This is a genomic window from Streptomyces sp. NPDC002054 (assembly GCF_040296685.1).
GTDB lineage: Bacteria > Actinomycetota > Actinomycetes > Streptomycetales > Streptomycetaceae > Streptomyces.
In genome coordinates this window covers 120,909-136,085 of record NZ_JBEOXT010000013.1, presented here as the reverse complement: position 1 = coordinate 136,085, position 15,177 = coordinate 120,909, and the positions used below count along the sequence as shown (strand labels likewise).

General features: G+C 72.4%; 14 protein-coding genes. 1 reads left to right on the top strand and 13 read right to left on the bottom strand.

Going from position 1 to position 15,177, the window contains the following annotated elements; genetic code table 11:
* Positions 1 to 18 precede the first annotated feature (18 nt).
* The 4 genes from ABT123_RS14855 to fmt all read right to left on the bottom strand — a co-directional run bounded on the left by ABT123_RS14855 (position 19) and on the right by fmt (position 4,372).
* On the bottom strand, positions 19 to 1,032 hold the full coding sequence (locus tag ABT123_RS14855; protein WP_502970959.1) for a sugar-binding transcriptional regulator: 1,014 nt from the start codon (positions 1,030 to 1,032) through the stop codon (positions 19 to 21).
* Positions 1,033 to 1,156: 124 nt separating this feature from the next.
* The gene (gene rpe, locus ABT123_RS14850; protein ID WP_351313355.1) at positions 1,157 to 1,843 is read right to left on the bottom strand and encodes a ribulose-phosphate 3-epimerase; all 687 of its coding nucleotides are present in this window, start codon (positions 1,841 to 1,843) and stop codon (positions 1,157 to 1,159) included.
* 98 nt (positions 1,844 to 1,941) lie between these two features.
* Positions 1,942 to 3,378, bottom strand: coding sequence for an RsmB/NOP family class I SAM-dependent RNA methyltransferase (locus ABT123_RS14845; protein WP_351313353.1), 1,437 nt, complete (start codon positions 3,376 to 3,378; stop codon positions 1,942 to 1,944).
* A 64-nt stretch (positions 3,379 to 3,442) separates the two neighbouring features.
* Positions 3,443 to 4,372 (bottom strand): methionyl-tRNA formyltransferase, encoded by a 930-nt coding sequence (gene fmt / locus ABT123_RS14840; protein ID WP_351313351.1) that lies wholly within the window; start codon positions 4,370 to 4,372, stop codon positions 3,443 to 3,445.
* Between the two features lie 247 nt (positions 4,373 to 4,619).
* On the opposite strand from fmt, the gene ABT123_RS14835 reads away from it, so the two are divergent.
* Positions 4,620 to 5,165, top strand: a complete 546-nt coding sequence (locus tag ABT123_RS14835; RefSeq protein WP_351313349.1) for a hypothetical protein — start codon at positions 4,620 to 4,622, stop codon at positions 5,163 to 5,165.
* Positions 5,166 to 5,241: 76 nt separating this feature from the next.
* On the opposite strand, the gene lpdA is transcribed toward ABT123_RS14835, so the two are convergent.
* The 9 genes from lpdA to ABT123_RS14790 form a co-directional block, all read right to left on the bottom strand.
* A complete protein-coding gene (lpdA, locus tag ABT123_RS14830) occupies positions 5,242 to 6,645 on the bottom strand; it encodes a dihydrolipoyl dehydrogenase (protein WP_351313348.1) in 1,404 nt (467 codons plus the stop codon).
* Between the two features lie 70 nt (positions 6,646 to 6,715).
* Positions 6,716 to 8,848, bottom strand: coding sequence for a primosomal protein N' (locus ABT123_RS14825; protein ID WP_351313346.1), 2,133 nt, complete (start codon positions 8,846 to 8,848; stop codon positions 6,716 to 6,718).
* A 102-nt stretch (positions 8,849 to 8,950) separates the two neighbouring features.
* On the bottom strand, positions 8,951 to 10,159 hold the full coding sequence (gene metK, locus ABT123_RS14820; RefSeq protein ID WP_351313344.1) for a methionine adenosyltransferase: 1,209 nt from the start codon (positions 10,157 to 10,159) through the stop codon (positions 8,951 to 8,953).
* Positions 10,160 to 10,372: 213 nt separating this feature from the next.
* Entirely contained in the window at positions 10,373 to 11,575 is a 1,203-nt protein-coding gene (gene coaBC, locus ABT123_RS14815) for a bifunctional phosphopantothenoylcysteine decarboxylase/phosphopantothenate--cysteine ligase CoaBC (RefSeq protein ID WP_351313342.1), read from the bottom strand.
* Between the two features lie 105 nt (positions 11,576 to 11,680).
* On the bottom strand, positions 11,681 to 11,953 hold the full coding sequence (gene rpoZ, locus ABT123_RS14810) for a DNA-directed RNA polymerase subunit omega (RefSeq protein ID WP_150210819.1): 273 nt from the start codon (positions 11,951 to 11,953) through the stop codon (positions 11,681 to 11,683).
* 40 nt (positions 11,954 to 11,993) lie between these two features.
* The gene (gene gmk / locus ABT123_RS14805; protein ID WP_351313340.1) at positions 11,994 to 12,557 is read right to left on the bottom strand and encodes a guanylate kinase; all 564 of its coding nucleotides are present in this window, start codon (positions 12,555 to 12,557) and stop codon (positions 11,994 to 11,996) included.
* Between the two features lie 61 nt (positions 12,558 to 12,618).
* Positions 12,619 to 12,942, bottom strand: a complete 324-nt coding sequence (locus tag ABT123_RS14800) for an integration host factor (protein WP_016638838.1) — start codon at positions 12,940 to 12,942, stop codon at positions 12,619 to 12,621.
* 259 nt (positions 12,943 to 13,201) lie between these two features.
* Positions 13,202 to 14,035 (bottom strand): orotidine-5'-phosphate decarboxylase, encoded by an 834-nt coding sequence (pyrF, locus tag ABT123_RS14795; RefSeq protein ID WP_351313337.1) that lies wholly within the window; start codon positions 14,033 to 14,035, stop codon positions 13,202 to 13,204.
* Positions 14,032 to 15,141: a quinone-dependent dihydroorotate dehydrogenase gene (locus ABT123_RS14790; RefSeq protein WP_351313335.1), complete on the bottom strand. Its 1,110-nt coding sequence runs from the start codon at positions 15,139 to 15,141 to the stop codon at positions 14,032 to 14,034. The genes pyrF and ABT123_RS14790 overlap by 4 nt, the downstream gene beginning before the upstream one ends.
* Positions 15,142 to 15,177: the final 36 nt, after the last annotated feature.

Genomic DNA, 15,177 nt, shown 5'->3' with positions numbered 1-15,177 from the left:
GCCCCGGCCGGCCCCGCCTCAGTCGTCCGGATCAGCCCGGTCCAGCGCCGGCCGAAGCCCCGGCTCCGACTCGGTCAGCAGATAGTCCGCCGCGGCCGTGTCCGTGACCAGGCTGGTCACCAGCCCGGACCGAAGCACCGCCCCGATCGCCGAAGCCTTCCGCAGCCCGCCCGCGATCGCCACCACCTCCGGGATCCGCCGCAGCCGGTCCGCCTCGACGGTGATGCACCGCTCCCCGAGGTCCCGGCCGACCCGGCGGCCCTCCGCGTCGAACAGGTGTGCCGACATCTCCGCGGCGACACCGAGCGAGGCGTAGTGCGCCCGCTCCTCGTCGGACAGCATGTCGTGCACGGTGGAGATGCCCGGCTCCCAGGAGCCGATGGACACCGCGGCCACCGTCACCTTGTCGAAGTAGTCGAAGGCCCGCGCGATCCCGGTCTGGCTGCGCAGCGCCGCCGCCGTCGCCGGATCGGGCAGCAGCATCGGCGCGTAGATGGGGTGCGCGTCCCCGCCCGACACCTGGGCGGCCCGGCGCACCGCCTCCACCGATCCGCGCTCCGCCGTCCCGGCGTCGTACACCCCGGTCAGCTGCACCACGGTGCACTGGGGCAGCCGGTGCAGGGCAGCCGCCATGTGAATGGTCGACCGGCCCCACGCCAGACCCAGTACATCGCCCTCGTTGACCAGCTCGCCGAGGAGGTCCGCCGCCACCGCGCCCAGGTTCTCCGGGTCGGGCGCGTCCTCCGTGACCTCGGCGGGCGATTCGACGACCACGGCGTGCCGCAGCCCGTAGCGGGCGCGCAACGCGTCCGAGCGTTCCGCGTCCAGCTCGGCCGGCACCCGGATCTCGATGCGCACGAGGTCCCGCTCCAGAGCCGTCTCCAGGACCCGGGCCACCTTGAAGCGGCTCACGCCGAACTCCTCGGCGATCTGGATCTTGGATTTGCCCTCGAGGTAGAAGCGGCGGGCCATGGCCGCCGCCTGCACCAGCTCCGCGGGTCCCATCCGCAGGGCTGACCGTCCCGCCGACATTGCAGACACCGCGTTCTCCTCACTGCTGTTCACACTCTCGACTCGCCGTTCATCCTGTCAGATCCGGCGGCCGTTGATCAGGGCAGACGGCCGACGTTCACCGAGCCGTTCACCAATGCTTGTTTCAGTGGTCACACGCCCAGGGAGCCGCGGCGATCGCGGCACCCGCCTGCTCGCGCAGGGTGCGCACCGCGGCGGCCGGATCGACCGCGCCGTAGACCGCGCTGCCGGCGACGAACACATCCGCTCCGGCCTCGGCACAGCGTTCGATGGTGGACGCCGACACGCCGCCGTCCACCTGCAGCCAGAGCTCCAGCCCGTGCTTGGCGATCAGCTCGCGGGTCCGGCGGATCTTCGGCAGCATCACGTCCAGGAACGGCTGCCCGCCGAAGCCGGGCTCCACCGTCATGATGAGCAGCATGTCGAGCTCGGGGAGGATGTCCTCGTACTGCTCGATCGGGGTGGCCGGCTTCAGTGCCATCGAGGCCCGCGCGCCCTTGGCCCGGATCTCCCGCGCCAGCCGGACCGGGGCCCCGGCCGCCTCGGCGTGGAAGGTGACGGACCCGGCGCCCGCCTCCACGTACTGCGGGGCCCAGCGGTCGGGGTCCGCGATCATCAGATGCAGGTCCAGCGGAATGTCCGTGGCGCGGCTGAGGGACTCCACGATCGGCATCCCGAGGGTGAGGTTCGGGACGAAGTGGTTGTCCATGACGTCGACGTGCAGCCAGTCGGCCCCCTCCACCGCCTTCGCCTCGTCGGCAAGTCGGGAGAAGTCCGCGGACAGGATGCTGGGATTGATCTGAACGGCCATGCCCCAAGCCTGCCATGCCCGCGCCCGCCTTCGACCCCGACCCCGCATCTCCCGCAGGGCACCGCCGCAGCCGGCCGCCGCCGGCCGACAACCGCCGCCTAGGCGGTGCGGCGCAGCAGGGCCAGGTACATGGCGTCCGTGCCGTGCAGGTGCGGCCAGAGCTGGATGTCCGGGCCGTCGCCGAGGGCCGGTACGCCCGGCAGGAGCGGGCGGGCGTCGATCAGTTCGGCGGACACCGGCTCGGCGCCGGCGCCCCGGCCCTTGAGGACGTCCTCCACCACGACCCGGGTCTCCGCCAGGTGCGGGGAGCAGGTCGCGTAGCCGACCACGCCGCCGACCCGGACGGCCGCCAGCGCCTCGCGCAGCAGCGAGCGCTGGAGCGGCCCGAAGCCGTCCAGGTCCTCCGGGCGGCGCCGCCACCGGGCCTCCGGGCGGCGCCGCAGCGCGCCCAGGCCGGTGCACGGGACGTCCATCAGGACCCGGTCGAAGGAGCCCGGCAGCCACGGCGGCCGGGTGCCGTCCGCCGTGATGACCTGGTACGGGCCAGGGTTGCCGGCCAGCGCCCGCTCCACCAGCCGGGCTCGGTGCGGCTGCTTCTCCGAGGCCAGCAGGAAGGCGCCCCGCTCCGCGGCCAGCGCACCCAGCAGGGCGGCCTTGCCGCCGGGGCCCGCGCAGCCGTCCAGCCAGCGGGCGTCGGGCCCTTCGACGGGGGCGTTCGCCAGGGCGATGGCCACCAGCTGGCTGCCCTCGTCCTGCACCCCCGCACGGCCTTCGCGGACGGGTTCCAGCGCGCCCGGCTCGCCGCCCTCGGCGAGTCGTACGGCGTACGGGGACCAGCGGCCCGGCAGGGCGGAATCCGCGCCGGCCACCTCGAGCAGCTCCGCCGGGGTGGACCGGCCGGGCCGGGCCACCAGGGTCACCTCCGGCCGCTCGTTGTCGGCCTCCAGCAGGTCCTCGATGCCGGCCCGGCCACCGCCGAGCGCGTCCCACAGCGCGGAGACCACCCAGCGCGGGTGCGAGTGCATCACCGCGAGATGCTGCTCGGCATCGTCCTCGTACGGCGGGGCCACCTGCTCCAGCCAGCCGGCCAGATCGTGCGCGGAGATCTTGCGGAGCACCGCGTTCACGAACTTGGCCCGGCCGTCGCCCAGCACCACCCGCGCCAGCTCCACGCTGGCCGAGACGGCCGCGTGGGGCGGGATGCGGGTGCCGAGCAGCTGGTGCGCCCCGAGCGACAGCACGTCCAGCACCGGCGGGTCCACCTCGCGCAGCGGCCGGTCGATGCAGGCGGAGATGATCGCGTCGTACGTGCCCTGGCGGCGCAACGTCCCGTAGACCAGCTCGGTGGCCAGCGCCGCGTCCCGCGCCTCGAAGTCCGCGTTCTGGCGGGCCTTGCGCAGCAGCGGCGGCAGCACGAGGTTGGCGTACGCGTCACGCTCGTCCACCGCGCGCAGCACCTCGAAGGCAAGGATCCGGACGGGGTCCTTCTTCGGGCGGCGGTGCGGCTTGGCAGGGCGACGGGGCTGATCGCTCACGTGAAAGGTGCTCCGGAGGTACGAGGAGAGAAAGGGTGGGGCTGTTCGACCAGCGTACGTGGGGTCAGCCCAGCCGCTCGCCGGCGGCGATCCGCACGCCGCGGGCCCAGTCGGCGCCGCGCATCGGCTTCTTGCCCTGCGGCTGCACCCAGAGCAGCTCCACGGCGTGCGAGCCGGTGCCGACGTAGACGTTGTTCTTGGCGACGCCGAGCTCACCGGGGGCCAGGTCGGTGCGGTCGGCCACCAGGCCCACCGAGATCAGCTTGAGCCGCTCGCCGCGGAACACCGTCCACGCGCCGGGCGCCGGGGTGCAGCCGCGGACCACCCGGTCGGCGCGCAGCGCCGGGGCCGTCCAGTCGACCCGGGCCATCTCGACGGTGATCTTCGGGGCCTGGGAGAGGCCGTCGGAGGCCTGCGGGACGGCCCGCAGGGTGCCGTCCTCGATGCCGTCCATGGTGGCGGCGAGCAGCCCGGCGCCGGCGAAGGCCAGGCGGGTGAGGAGATCGCCGCTGGTGTCGGTGGGCCGGACCTCCTCGGTCAGCACCCCGTAGACCGGGCCCGAGTCCAGGCCCTCCTCGATCTGGAAGGTGGACGCGCCGGTCACGGGGTCGCCGGCCAGGATCGCGTGCTGCACGGGGGCGGCGCCGCGCCAGGCGGGGAGCAGCGAGAAGTGCAGGTTGACCCAGCCGCGTGCCGGGATCTCCAGGGCGCTCTTGGGGAGCAGGGCGCCGTAGGCGACGACCGGGCAGCAGTCCGGGGCGATCTCGCGCAGCCGGGCCTGGAACTCGGGGTCCCGCGGCCGGACGGGCTTGAGCACCTCGATGCCGGCTTCCTCGGCGCGCTCGGCGACCGGGCTGGCGACCAGGCGCCGGCCGCGGCCGGCGGGCGCGTCGGGGCGGGTGACGACCGCGGCCACCTCGTGCCGCCCGGAAGCGATCAGGGCGTCCAGGGCGGGCACGGCGACCTCGGGGGTGCCTGCGAAGACGAGCTTCACTGGGGTCCTACCTCGCTATCTCGGCGCTGTTGCGACGGCGGCTGTCAGCAGCGCACCAGTCTATGCGGCGGCAGCTGAGGGGGCGTACGCACAGGGGCGCGCCTCTCGCATATGCCGACACGCCCCCGGTGCGTGACTTCCGGGCCGTATGGAGCGTTGGTCAAGAGAGATTGACCGAAACGGGCCGCGTTCTGAACGGTGTGTGCGGCCCGATCCGCTCTTCAGCACCGGTTCGAGAGGCTTGTTCATGGCCGACCACGCCACCCACGACGCCCAAGCGCGGGCCAGTCTGCACCTCTTGGTGCGGGACATCGAGCGGGTCCGCCGGCAGGTGGATGCTCTGCGTACGCTCACCGCCCAGCTCGGCAACGTCTACCGCCCGCGCCGCTCCGGTCCCTCCACGGGCTTTGTCGTCTACGGCCGGGCGCCCGCGCCGACCGTCCGCCTCGCGCAGGAACTGCGGGACAGCGTCGAGACGCTGGTCACCGCCGCGGTGGACTTCGACCGCTCACTCGGGTTCTCGTGGGATGCGGTCGGCTCCGCCCTCGGAGTGACCAAGCAGGCCGTGCACCGGCGGTACGGGGCCCGCCGGGCGCAGACCGCGGAGTCGGCGGAACAGCAGCCGGCCGAGGGCACCACCACCCGCACCCTGGGCATGCCCACGGTCCCGGCGGCCCGCTCGGTCCCCCCGCAACCCCTGCGCGAGGAAACGGCGTCGGCCGCCTCCGCGCCCGCCTCCGCTTCCGCCGCCGCCTCCCGCACGGCGGCTTTCCCGGGGCCCCGCAACGGCTGAGGCACCGGGCCCCGCACCGGGGCCGGGGTCGGAAGACCGCGGCCCCGGTGACGGGACTGGAAGGTGATCAGCGGGACTAGAAGTTGATCATGTGGCCCGCCAGGCCGTGCACCGCCTCCTTGACCGCCTCGCCCAGCGTGGGGTGCGCATGGACGTTGCGGGCGACCTCATGGACCGTCAGGTCCCACTGCTGGGCCAGCGTCAGCTGCGGCAGGAGCTCGGTGACATCCGGTCCGATCAGGTGGGCGCCGATGATCTCGCCGTGGGTGGCGTCGCTGATCAGCTTCACAAAGCCGGCCGTGTCGCCCAGGCCGTGCGCCTTGCCGTTGGCGGTGAAGGGGAACTTGGCGACCTTGACGTCGAAGCCCTTCTCCGTCGCCTGCGCCTCGGTCCAGCCGAAGCTGGCGATCTGCGGCTGGCAGTAGGTCGCCCGCGGGATCATCGGGTAGTCCAGCTCCATCGTCTCCGCGTCCGCGATCGTCTCGGCCGCGATCACGCCCATCGCCTCGGCGGTGTGCGCCAGCATCAGCTTGGCCGTGACGTCTCCGATGGCGAAGATGTGCGGCACCGAGGTGCGGCAGCGGCCGTCCACCTCGACCGCGCCGCGCTCGGTGACACCCACGCCGGTCGCCTCCAGGCCGTAGCCGGTGACGTTCGGGGCGAAGCCGATGGCCTGGAGCACCCGGTCGGTCTCCAGGACCTTGGCGGTGCCGTCGGGGCCGGTGACCGTCACCCGGACCTGCGGGCCCGATTCGTCGATCGCCTCCACCCTGGTCGAGGTCAGCACCTCGATGCCCAGCTTGCGGTACTGCCGGGCCAGTTCGGCGGACACGTCCGCGTCCTCCAGCGGCGCGATCCGGTCCAGGAACTCGACGATGGTGACCTTCACGCCGTAGTTGTGCAGGACGTACGCGAACTCGACGCCGATGGCCCCGGCGCCCGCGATCACGATGGACTGCGGCACCTCCTCGGCGAGGATCTGCTCCTCGTACGTCACCACACGCTCGCTGAGCCGGGTACCGGGCAGCAGCCGCGGGGTTGCTCCGGTGGCGAGGATGCAGTGGTCGAAGGAGACCGACCGCGCGCTGCCGTCCGGACCGTCGACCCGGAGGGTGTGCGCGTCGAGGAAGGTGCCCCGGCCGTCGATCTCGGTGATGCCGTTCTTCTTCATCAGGTAGTGGACGCCCTTGACCCGGCCGTCCGCGACCCGGCGGCTGCGCCGGAACGCCTCGCCGTAGTCGAAGGAGACCTCGCCGTTCACCTTGATGCCGAAGGTCTTGGCCTCGTGCGTGAAGAGGTGCGCGAGTTCGGCATTGCGCAGCAGCGCCTTGGTGGGGATGCAGCCGATGTTCAGGCAGACGCCGCCCCAGTACTTCTCCTCCACGACGGCGACCCGCTTGCCGAGTTGGGCGGCGCGGATGGCGGCCACATAGCCGCCGGGCCCGGCCCCGAGGACGACGACGTCAAAGTGCTCTTGCATGGACTTCCCTTCGGATCACCCTGCAGAAGAAACCTGTAACGGAGTTGATTGTCCGCCAGACGCAGCCGGGTCAGCCGATGTGCGGCGGATCGATGCGGACCCGGACCGCTTCCGAGGGCGGGACGCCCCGGGCCAGCCGGGCCGCCTGCGCCGACTTCAGCGCCGCGGCCAGGGCCGCCCCGCTGCCCGGCGGGACGCGCACCAGGGCGCGCTCGCCGGGTGCTGGTTCGCCGCGGCGGGACGGCAGCGGCACCGGGCCCAGGATCTCCGCGTCCGGCGGGAGTCCGGCCGCGGCCAGGAAGGAGGCCACCGCCTCGGCGCCGCCCGCCACCGATGCCATCCGGGAGACCGGGGGGAAGCCCAGCTGGGCGCGCTCCGCCAGTTCCCGCAGGGCATGGCCCACCGGGTCCCAGCGGACCAGGGCCTGGACCGGGCGGAGCGTCGGCTCCGCGACGATCACGACCGTCCCGTCCGGCCGGACCAGGGAGGACGCCCCCAGCCAGCGGCGCAGCGCCTCCTCGCCGGCCCGCAGGTCGGGGCGGCCCAGCATGGCCCAGCCGTCCAGCAGCAGGGCGGCGGCATAGCCCTCCCCCGCCGCGACCGGCTCGGCGCCCGGGGTGGAGACCACCAGGGCCGGCCTGTCCGGGACCAGGTCCAGGATGTGGTCCCGGCCGGAGGTGCGCACCGCGACGGCGGGAAAGGCCCGGCCGAGCTCCTCGGCGGTACGGCGGGCGCCCACCACCTGGGCGCGCAGCCGGAACGATCCGCACTCCTGGCAGTGCCAGGAGTTTTCGGAACGCCCGCACCAGCCGCAGGTCAGCTCCCGTTCGTCCGGGGCCTCCAGCGGGCCCGCGCAGGCCGTGCAGCGGGCGGGGGTCCGGCAGCGCTCGCACGCCAGCCGGGGGACGTAGCCGCGCCGGGGCACCTGGACCAGGACGGGGCCGGTCTTGAGGCCTTCCCGTACGGTCTCCCAGGCCAGGCTGGGCAGCCGGGCGGCGCGGGCCGCCTCGTCCCGGGCCAGCAGCTCGTCGCCGACGGTCCGGATCCGGGGGGCGGTGGCCCGTACGGTCTCCCGGTCGGCGACCAGCGGCCGGGCCCAGCCGGATTCGACCAGCTGGGCGGCCTCGACGGTGCAGGAGGTGCTGCCGGCCATGAAGCCGCAGCCGTCGCCGACGGCACGGAGTTCGAGCACCTCGCGGACGTGCGGGAACGGGGCGTTGTCATCGCTGTGGCTGGAGTCCCCGTCGTCCCAGATCGCGACCAGGCCGAGGTCCCGGACGGGGGCGAACATGGCGGCCCGGGTGCCGATCACGGCGCGCACCGAGCCCCGGTGCACGGCGAGCCACTGCCGGTAGCGCTTCTCCGGGCCCGATTCGGCGGTGAGCAGGGCGTGCCGGCCCTCGCCGACGAGGGCGGTGAGTGCCGCGTCGAGGCGGGCTGCGGTCCTGCCGTCGGGGAGGACCGCGAGGGCGCCGCGGCCGGAGGCGAGGGTGGCGGCGAGGGCACGGGCGAGTTCCTCCGCCCAGCCGGGACCGGGCAGCGCGGTCCAGACGGCGCGCGGGTCTCCCCCGCCGGCCAGGGCCCGGAGGAAGGCCGGTCCGGCCGGGTAGCGCGCCCAGCCGCCGGGCTCGGGCGCGGGGGGCGGCGGCAGCGGCTCCGGGGAGGGCTTGGCCTCGGCGCGGGCGTTGCGCGGGGGCAGGGCCAGCTGGAGTACGTCGGCCAGGCTGCCCGCGTACCGGTCGGCGACGGCCCGGGCCAGGGCAAGCATGCGGGGGCTCAGGACGGCTTCGGGCGAGACGACCTGGGCAAGGGCGGCCAGCGGGCCGTGATAGTCGGTGTCGGCGCGGCGCTCGATGACGAAGCCGTCGATGAGGCCGCCGCCCTCGCGGCGTCCGCCGCGCACCTGGTGGGCTCCGGCGCCGAACCGGACCCGGACCCGGACACCGGGCTGGGCGGCCTCGGAGAGCTCCTCGGGGACGGCGTAGTCCCACAGCTGGTCCAGGTGGAGCACGCCCTTGTTGACCAGGATCCGGGCGACGGGAAGGTCCTTGGCGAGGGCTGCGCCCCGCCAGGTGCGGGGTTTGGCCTTGGGCGCCTTGGCCTTCGCCTCGGCGACCATGTCCCTCATGAGCGCGAGCTGCTCCGGCGGTCCGCCCGGACTCCCGTCCGCGGACCGCTCCCCCGATTCGTTCTCGCTGCTCACAGCAGCATTCTTACCAAACGGCACCGACAGTGCGGACCGGGCGGGCATGCCGGAGGGCCCGGACCGTTCCCGGTCCGGGCCCTCCTTGCGTCACTGGCCGGATTACAGGCCGGCGGCGGCGCGCAGCGCGTCGACGCGGTCGGTGCGCTCCCAGGTGAAGTCCGGCAGCTCACGGCCGAAGTGGCCGTACGCGGCGGTCTGGGCGTAGATCGGGCGCAGCAGGTCGAGGTCGCGGATGATCGCGGCCGGGCGGAGGTCGAAGACCTCGCCGATGGCGGTCTCGATCTTCGCGATGTCGATCTTCTCGGTGCCGAAGGTCTCGACGAACAGACCGACCGGCTCGGCCTTGCCGATGGCGTACGCGACCTGGACCTCGCAGCGGGAGGCCAGTCCGGCGGCGACGACGTTCTTGGCGACCCAGCGCATGGCGTAGGCGGCGGAACGGTCGACCTTGGACGGGTCCTTGCCGGAGAAGGCGCCGCCACCGTGGCGGGCCATGCCGCCGTAGGTGTCGATGATGATCTTGCGGCCGGTGAGGCCGGCGTCGCCCATCGGGCCGCCGATCTCGAAGCGGCCGGTCGGGTTGACCAGCAGGCGGTAGCCCTCGGTGTCCAGCTTGATGCCGTCCTCGACGAGCTCCTTGAGCACGTGCTCGACGACGAACTCGCGGATGTCGGGCGCGAGCAGCGAGTCGAGGTCGATGTCGGCCGCGTGCTGCGAGGAGACGACCACGGTGTCGAGGCGGACGGCCTTGTCGCCGTCGTACTCGATGGTGACCTGGGTCTTGCCGTCGGGGCGCAGGTACGGGATGGTCCCGTTCTTGCGGACCTCGGAGAGGCGGCGGGAGAGCCGGTGCGCGATGTGGATCGGCAGCGGCATCAGCTCGGGGGTCTCGTCGGTCGCGTAACCGAACATCAGGCCCTGGTCGCCGGCGCCCTGCTTGTCGAGCTCGTCCTCATCGCCCTCGACCCGGGTCTCGTACGCGGTGTCGACACCCTGCGCGATGTCCGGGGACTGCGCGCCGATGGACACCGAGACGCCGCAGGAGGCGCCGTCGAAGCCCTTCTTCGAGGAGTCGTAGCCGATCTCGAGGATCTTCTCGCGGACCAGCTGGGCGATCGGCGCGTACGCCTTCGTGGTCACCTCGCCCGCGATGTGGACCAGACCGGTGGTGATCAGGGTCTCCACCGCGACGCGGGACGTGGGGTCCTCGCGCAGCAGGGCGTCGAGAATGGTGTCGCTGATCTGGTCAGCGATCTTGTCGGGGTGGCCCTCGGTGACGGACTCCGAGGTGAAGAGACGGCGGGACACATCGCTCCCTGGGGTTGCAGCGGCTGCTGGCTGATCATTTGGCGGCACGGTACCGGGGGCTGCTCCCGGTCACGTTCCGGGTTCAGCTTATCGGGCGCTGCCCCCCGCAAGACCACCTGTCTCGCCTTCTGGGAGCTCTGTGACCTGCGGCACTCATTCTGACCCTACACGGAGCCACGGAACAAGGGTCGGCGATCCGGCCCCCGCCTTAGGTCACAGGCGTGGCGCCACCTGGTCCCACAGGAGATCAGCCAGGGCTTCCTTCGGACCATAGGGAACGGCGATCTCCGTGCCATCGGTTGAAAGGATCACAGCTTCGTTCTCCTCGGAACCGAACGTCTTGCGCTCCCCGACCTCATTGACCACCAGCAGGTCGCAGCCCTTGCGGAGCAGCTTGCTCCGCCCGTTGGCGAGGACGTCGTCGGTCTCGGCGGCGAACCCGACCACGACCTGGCCGGGGCGGGCCCGGTGGGCGGAGATCTCGGCGAGGACGTCCGGATTACGTGTCAGGTCGACCGGAGCCGGCTCCTGGCCGTCCTGCTTCTTGATCTTTCCGGCCGCGTACGCGACCGGCCGGAAATCGGCCACCGCCGCGGCCATCACGACGGCATCCGCGTCGGCCGCCGCCTTGAGCACCGCCTCCCGCAGCTGCAGTGCGGTCCCGACGCGTACGACGTCCGCCCCGGCCGGGTCGGGCAGGGCGGTGTTGGCGGCGATCAGGGTGACCCGGGCCCCGCGCGCCACGGCGGTGCGGGCGAGGGCGTAGCCCTGCTTGCCGGAGGAGCGGTTGCCGAGGAACCGGACCGGGTCGAGGGGCTCGCGGGTGCCGCCGGCGCTGATCACCACATGGCGGCCGGCCAGGTCGGGTTCGGTGATGCCCCGCGAGAGCACCCGGCGGCAGACCTCGAAGATCTCCTCGGGGTCGGGCAGCCGGCCCTTGCCGGTGTCCTTGCCGGTGAGCCGGCCCACGGCGGGCTCGATGACCAGCGCACCGCGCCGGCGGAGGGTGGCCACGTTCTCCTGGGTGGCGGGGTGCTCCCACATCTCGGTGTGCATCGCGGGGGCGAACACCACCGGGCAGCGGGCCGTGAGCAGCGTATTGGTGAGCAGGTCGTCGGCGAGCCCGTGCGCGGCCTTGGCCAGCAGGTCGGCGGTGGCCGGGGCGACCACCACCAGGTCGGCGCCCTGGCCGATCCGGACGTGCGGCACCTCGTGCACGGTCTCCCAGACCTCGGTGGAGGCCGGGTTGCCGGAGAGCGCGGCCCAGGTGGCCTCGCCCACGAAGTTCAGCGAGGACTCGGTCGGGACCACGCGGACCTCGTGTCCGGATTCGGTCAGCCGCCGCAGCAGCTCGCAGGCCTTGTAGGCGGCGATCCCGCCGCTGACCCCCAGGACCACCTTCGGCTTGCTGCCCACTGCTACTCCCGTGATCGGTTGTCGTCGGTACCCATGACCACCCCATGACACACCACAGGCCCGGCAGAGGCACTGCCGGGCCTGTGGTGAAAGGGATGTCGTGCCTTACTGGGCCGGGGCCTCGATGGCCTCGGAGGTCAGCAGACCCGCGTTGATCTCGCGCAGCGCGATCGAAAGCGGCTTCTCGTGGACGTGGGTGTCCACCAGCGGGCCGACGTACTCGAGCAGGCCCTCGCCGAGCTGCGAGTAGTACGCGTTGATCTGACGCGCGCGCTTGGCCGCGTAGATCACGAGGCTGTACTTCGAGTCGGTTGCCTCGAGCAGCTCGTCGATCGGCGGGTTGATGATGCCCTCGGGCGCGGCAATGGAAGAGGACACGCTCTACCTTCCGAAGATGGGTAAATGATCAAACAAACGATCAAACAACTTCCATCAAGGCTAGCAGCTCACGCGCCACGTCCTCGACGGAGGTGTTGACCAGGGTGGTGTCGAACTCGGATTCGGCCGCGAGCTCGGTCTTGGCGGCAGTCAGTCGACGCTCGATGACCTCCGCGGATTCGGTGCCCCGGCCGGTGAGCCGGCGGACCAGCTCCTCCCAGCTCGGCGGAGCGAGGAAGACCAGCAGCGCCTCGGGCATGGACTCGCGGACCTGGCGGGCGCCCTGCAGGTCGATCTCCAGCAGCACGGGCTCACCCCGGTCGAGGCGCTCCATGACGGCCGCCCGGGGGGTGCCGTAGCGGTTGCCCGCGAACTCGGCCCACTCCAGCAGCTCGCCGTTGGCGATCAGCTTGTCGAACTCGTCGTCGGTGACGAAGAAGTAGTGGACACCGTGTCGCTCACCGGGTCGCGGCTTACGGGTGGTGGCCGACACCGAGAGCCAGACCTCGGGGTGGACCTTGCGCATATGCGCGACGACCGTGCTCTTGCCGACCCCTGAGGGGCCGGAGAGCACGGTCAGCCGCGGACGAACCTCTGCTGCCATGAAGCGATTATCCAGGTTCTCAGGACTGCCTGAGAACGCCGGGAGAACTTCGGGCGACGCTTCAGGCGCCGCTGCCGCCGAACTCGCGCTCCAGAGAGGCGATCTGGTTGGAACCGAGACCCCGGACACGCCGGGACTCGGAGATGCCGAGACGCTCCATGATCTGCTTGGCGCGGACCTTGCCCACGCCGGGCAGGGACTCAAGGAGCGCGGAGACCTTCATCTTGCCGATGACGTCGTTCTCCTGTCCCTGCTTGATGACCTCGTGCAGGGATGCACCGGAGTGCTTGAGTCGATTCTTCACCTCGGCCCGCTCCCGGCGAGCCGCGGCGGCCTTTTCGAGCGCGGCTGCGCGCTGTTCAGGGGTAAGGGGCGGAAGAGCCACGCCTACGTCACCTCGGATGTCGAACTGTCGGATAGGACCGGTGGGCAAACCAATGGCGCCGCACCGGGCGAGCTCACGAACAGCGGTTGTGTTCGTTCGCTCTGGTCGGAGACTAGCGGCCTGGGCCGCTCCAGTCAGCGAGAACGGACGAAAAGTCCTGGTCAGCCTCTACTGAACCGTACATCACCGACAATTCACCCCGGTTTTGTCCGACGGAGGACCTGCGATTTCGTCAGGTCATGCGAAACCCGAGCCCGCCTCAGGCCACGGCCGCGCGGATCTCGTCCGCGAAGGCGCGCGCCGAGGCGCGCAGCGCCGCCGCGTCCGGGCCGTGCTTGAGCACACCCCGCGAGACGTTCGGGACCACGTTGCGGACGGCCGCGCCGAACACTGCGGGCAGGTCCGCCGCGGTCGCGCCCTGGGCCCCGATGCCCGGGGCCAGCAGCGGCCCGTTGATGTCGAGGTCGAAGGAGGACAGGTCGCCCAGGGTGGCGCCGACCACAGCCCCGAAGGAGCCCATCGGCTCGGCTCCGGCGTTCTCGGCGGCCAGGTGCGCCAGCATGGTGGCACCGATGGACCGGCCGTCCTCCCGGACCGCCCGCTGGACCTCCGCGCCCTCCGGGTTGGAGGTGAGGGCCAGGACGAACAGGCCGGCGCCGGACTCCCGCGCCAGGTCCACGGCGGGCTTCAGCGAGCCGTAGCCCAGGTACGGGGAGACGGTCAGCGCGTCCGAGAACAGCGGCGAGGCCGGGTCCAGGAAGGCCGAGGCGTACGCGGCCATGGTCGAGCCGATGTCACCCCGCTTCGCGTCCATCACCACCAGCGTGCCCGCGGCCCGGGCGTCGGCGACCGTCTGCTCCAGCACCGCGAGGCCGCGGGAGCCGAACCGCTCGAAGAAGGCGGCCTGCGGCTTGAAGACCGCCACCTGGTCGGCCAGCGCCTCGACCACCGTGCGGGAGAACTTCTCCAGGCCGGCGATGTCGTCGTTCAGGCCCCAGGAGGCGAGCAGGGCGGCGTGCGGGTCGATGCCGACGCACAGCGGACCCCGCTCGTCCATGGCGGAGCGCAGACGGGTACCGAAGGAGAGGGTCACTTGGCGGCCTTTCGGGTCTCGGCGCCCACCGCGTCGGCGAGGGTCGCGTACGGGCTGTTGGCCAGGCGCGCGGCCAGGCCCTTGTGGATGGCGCGGGCGTAGAACGGGCCCTCGTAGATGAAGGCGCTGTAGCCCTGGATCAGGGTGGCGCCGGCCAGGATCCGCTGCCAGGCGTCCTCGGCGTTCTCGATGCCGCCGACCCCGACCAGCACCATCCGGTCGCCCACGCGGGCGTACAGGCGGCGCAGGACCTCCAGGGAGCGCTCCTTGACGGGGGCCCCGGACAGTCCGCCGGTCTCCTGGACCAGGGAGGGGTCGGACTTCAGGCCCAGGCCCTCCCGCGCGATGGTGGTGTTGGTGGCGATGATGCCGTCCAGGCCGAGCTCCAGGGCCAGGTCGGCGACCGCGTCCACGTCCTCGTCGGCCAGGTCGGGGGCGATCTTGACGAGCAGCGGCACCCGGCGGTCGGTGACCGCGCGGTCGGCGGCCTCGCGGACCGCGGTGAGCAGCGGCCGGAGGGACTCGGTGGCCTGGAGGTTGCGCAGGCCCGGGGTGTTCGGCGAGGAGACGTTGACCACGAGGTAGTCGGCGTGCCGGGCGAGGCGCCCGGTGGAGAGCACGTAATCCGCGGCGGCCTCGGCCTCCGGCACCACCTTGGTCTTGCCGATGTTGACGCCCACCACCGTCTTGAAGACCGGCCTACGGGCCGCCAGGCGGGCCGCCACGGCCTCGGAGCCCTCGTTGTTGAAGCCCATCCGGTTGATCAGCGCCCGGTCCGGGACGAGCCGGAACAGCCGCTTCTTGGGGTTGCCGGGCTGGGCCTGGCCGGTGACGGTGCCGATCTCGATGTGGTCGAAGCCGAGCATCGACATGCCGTCGATCGCGACCGCGTTCTTGTCGAAGCCGGCCGCCAGGCCGAACGGGCCGTGCATGCGCAGCCCGAGCGCCTCGGTGCGGAGCTCCGGGTGGCGGGGGGCGAGGGCGGCGGCGAGGAAGGTGCGCAGCACCGGGATGCGCGCGGCCAGCCGGATCCAGCGGAAGGCGAGGTAGTGGGCCTGCTCCGGGTCCATCCGCTTGAAGACCAGGTTGAAGAACAGTTTGTACATTGTCCCGAATATCCCTTGTGCGCTCATGAGAAGGGG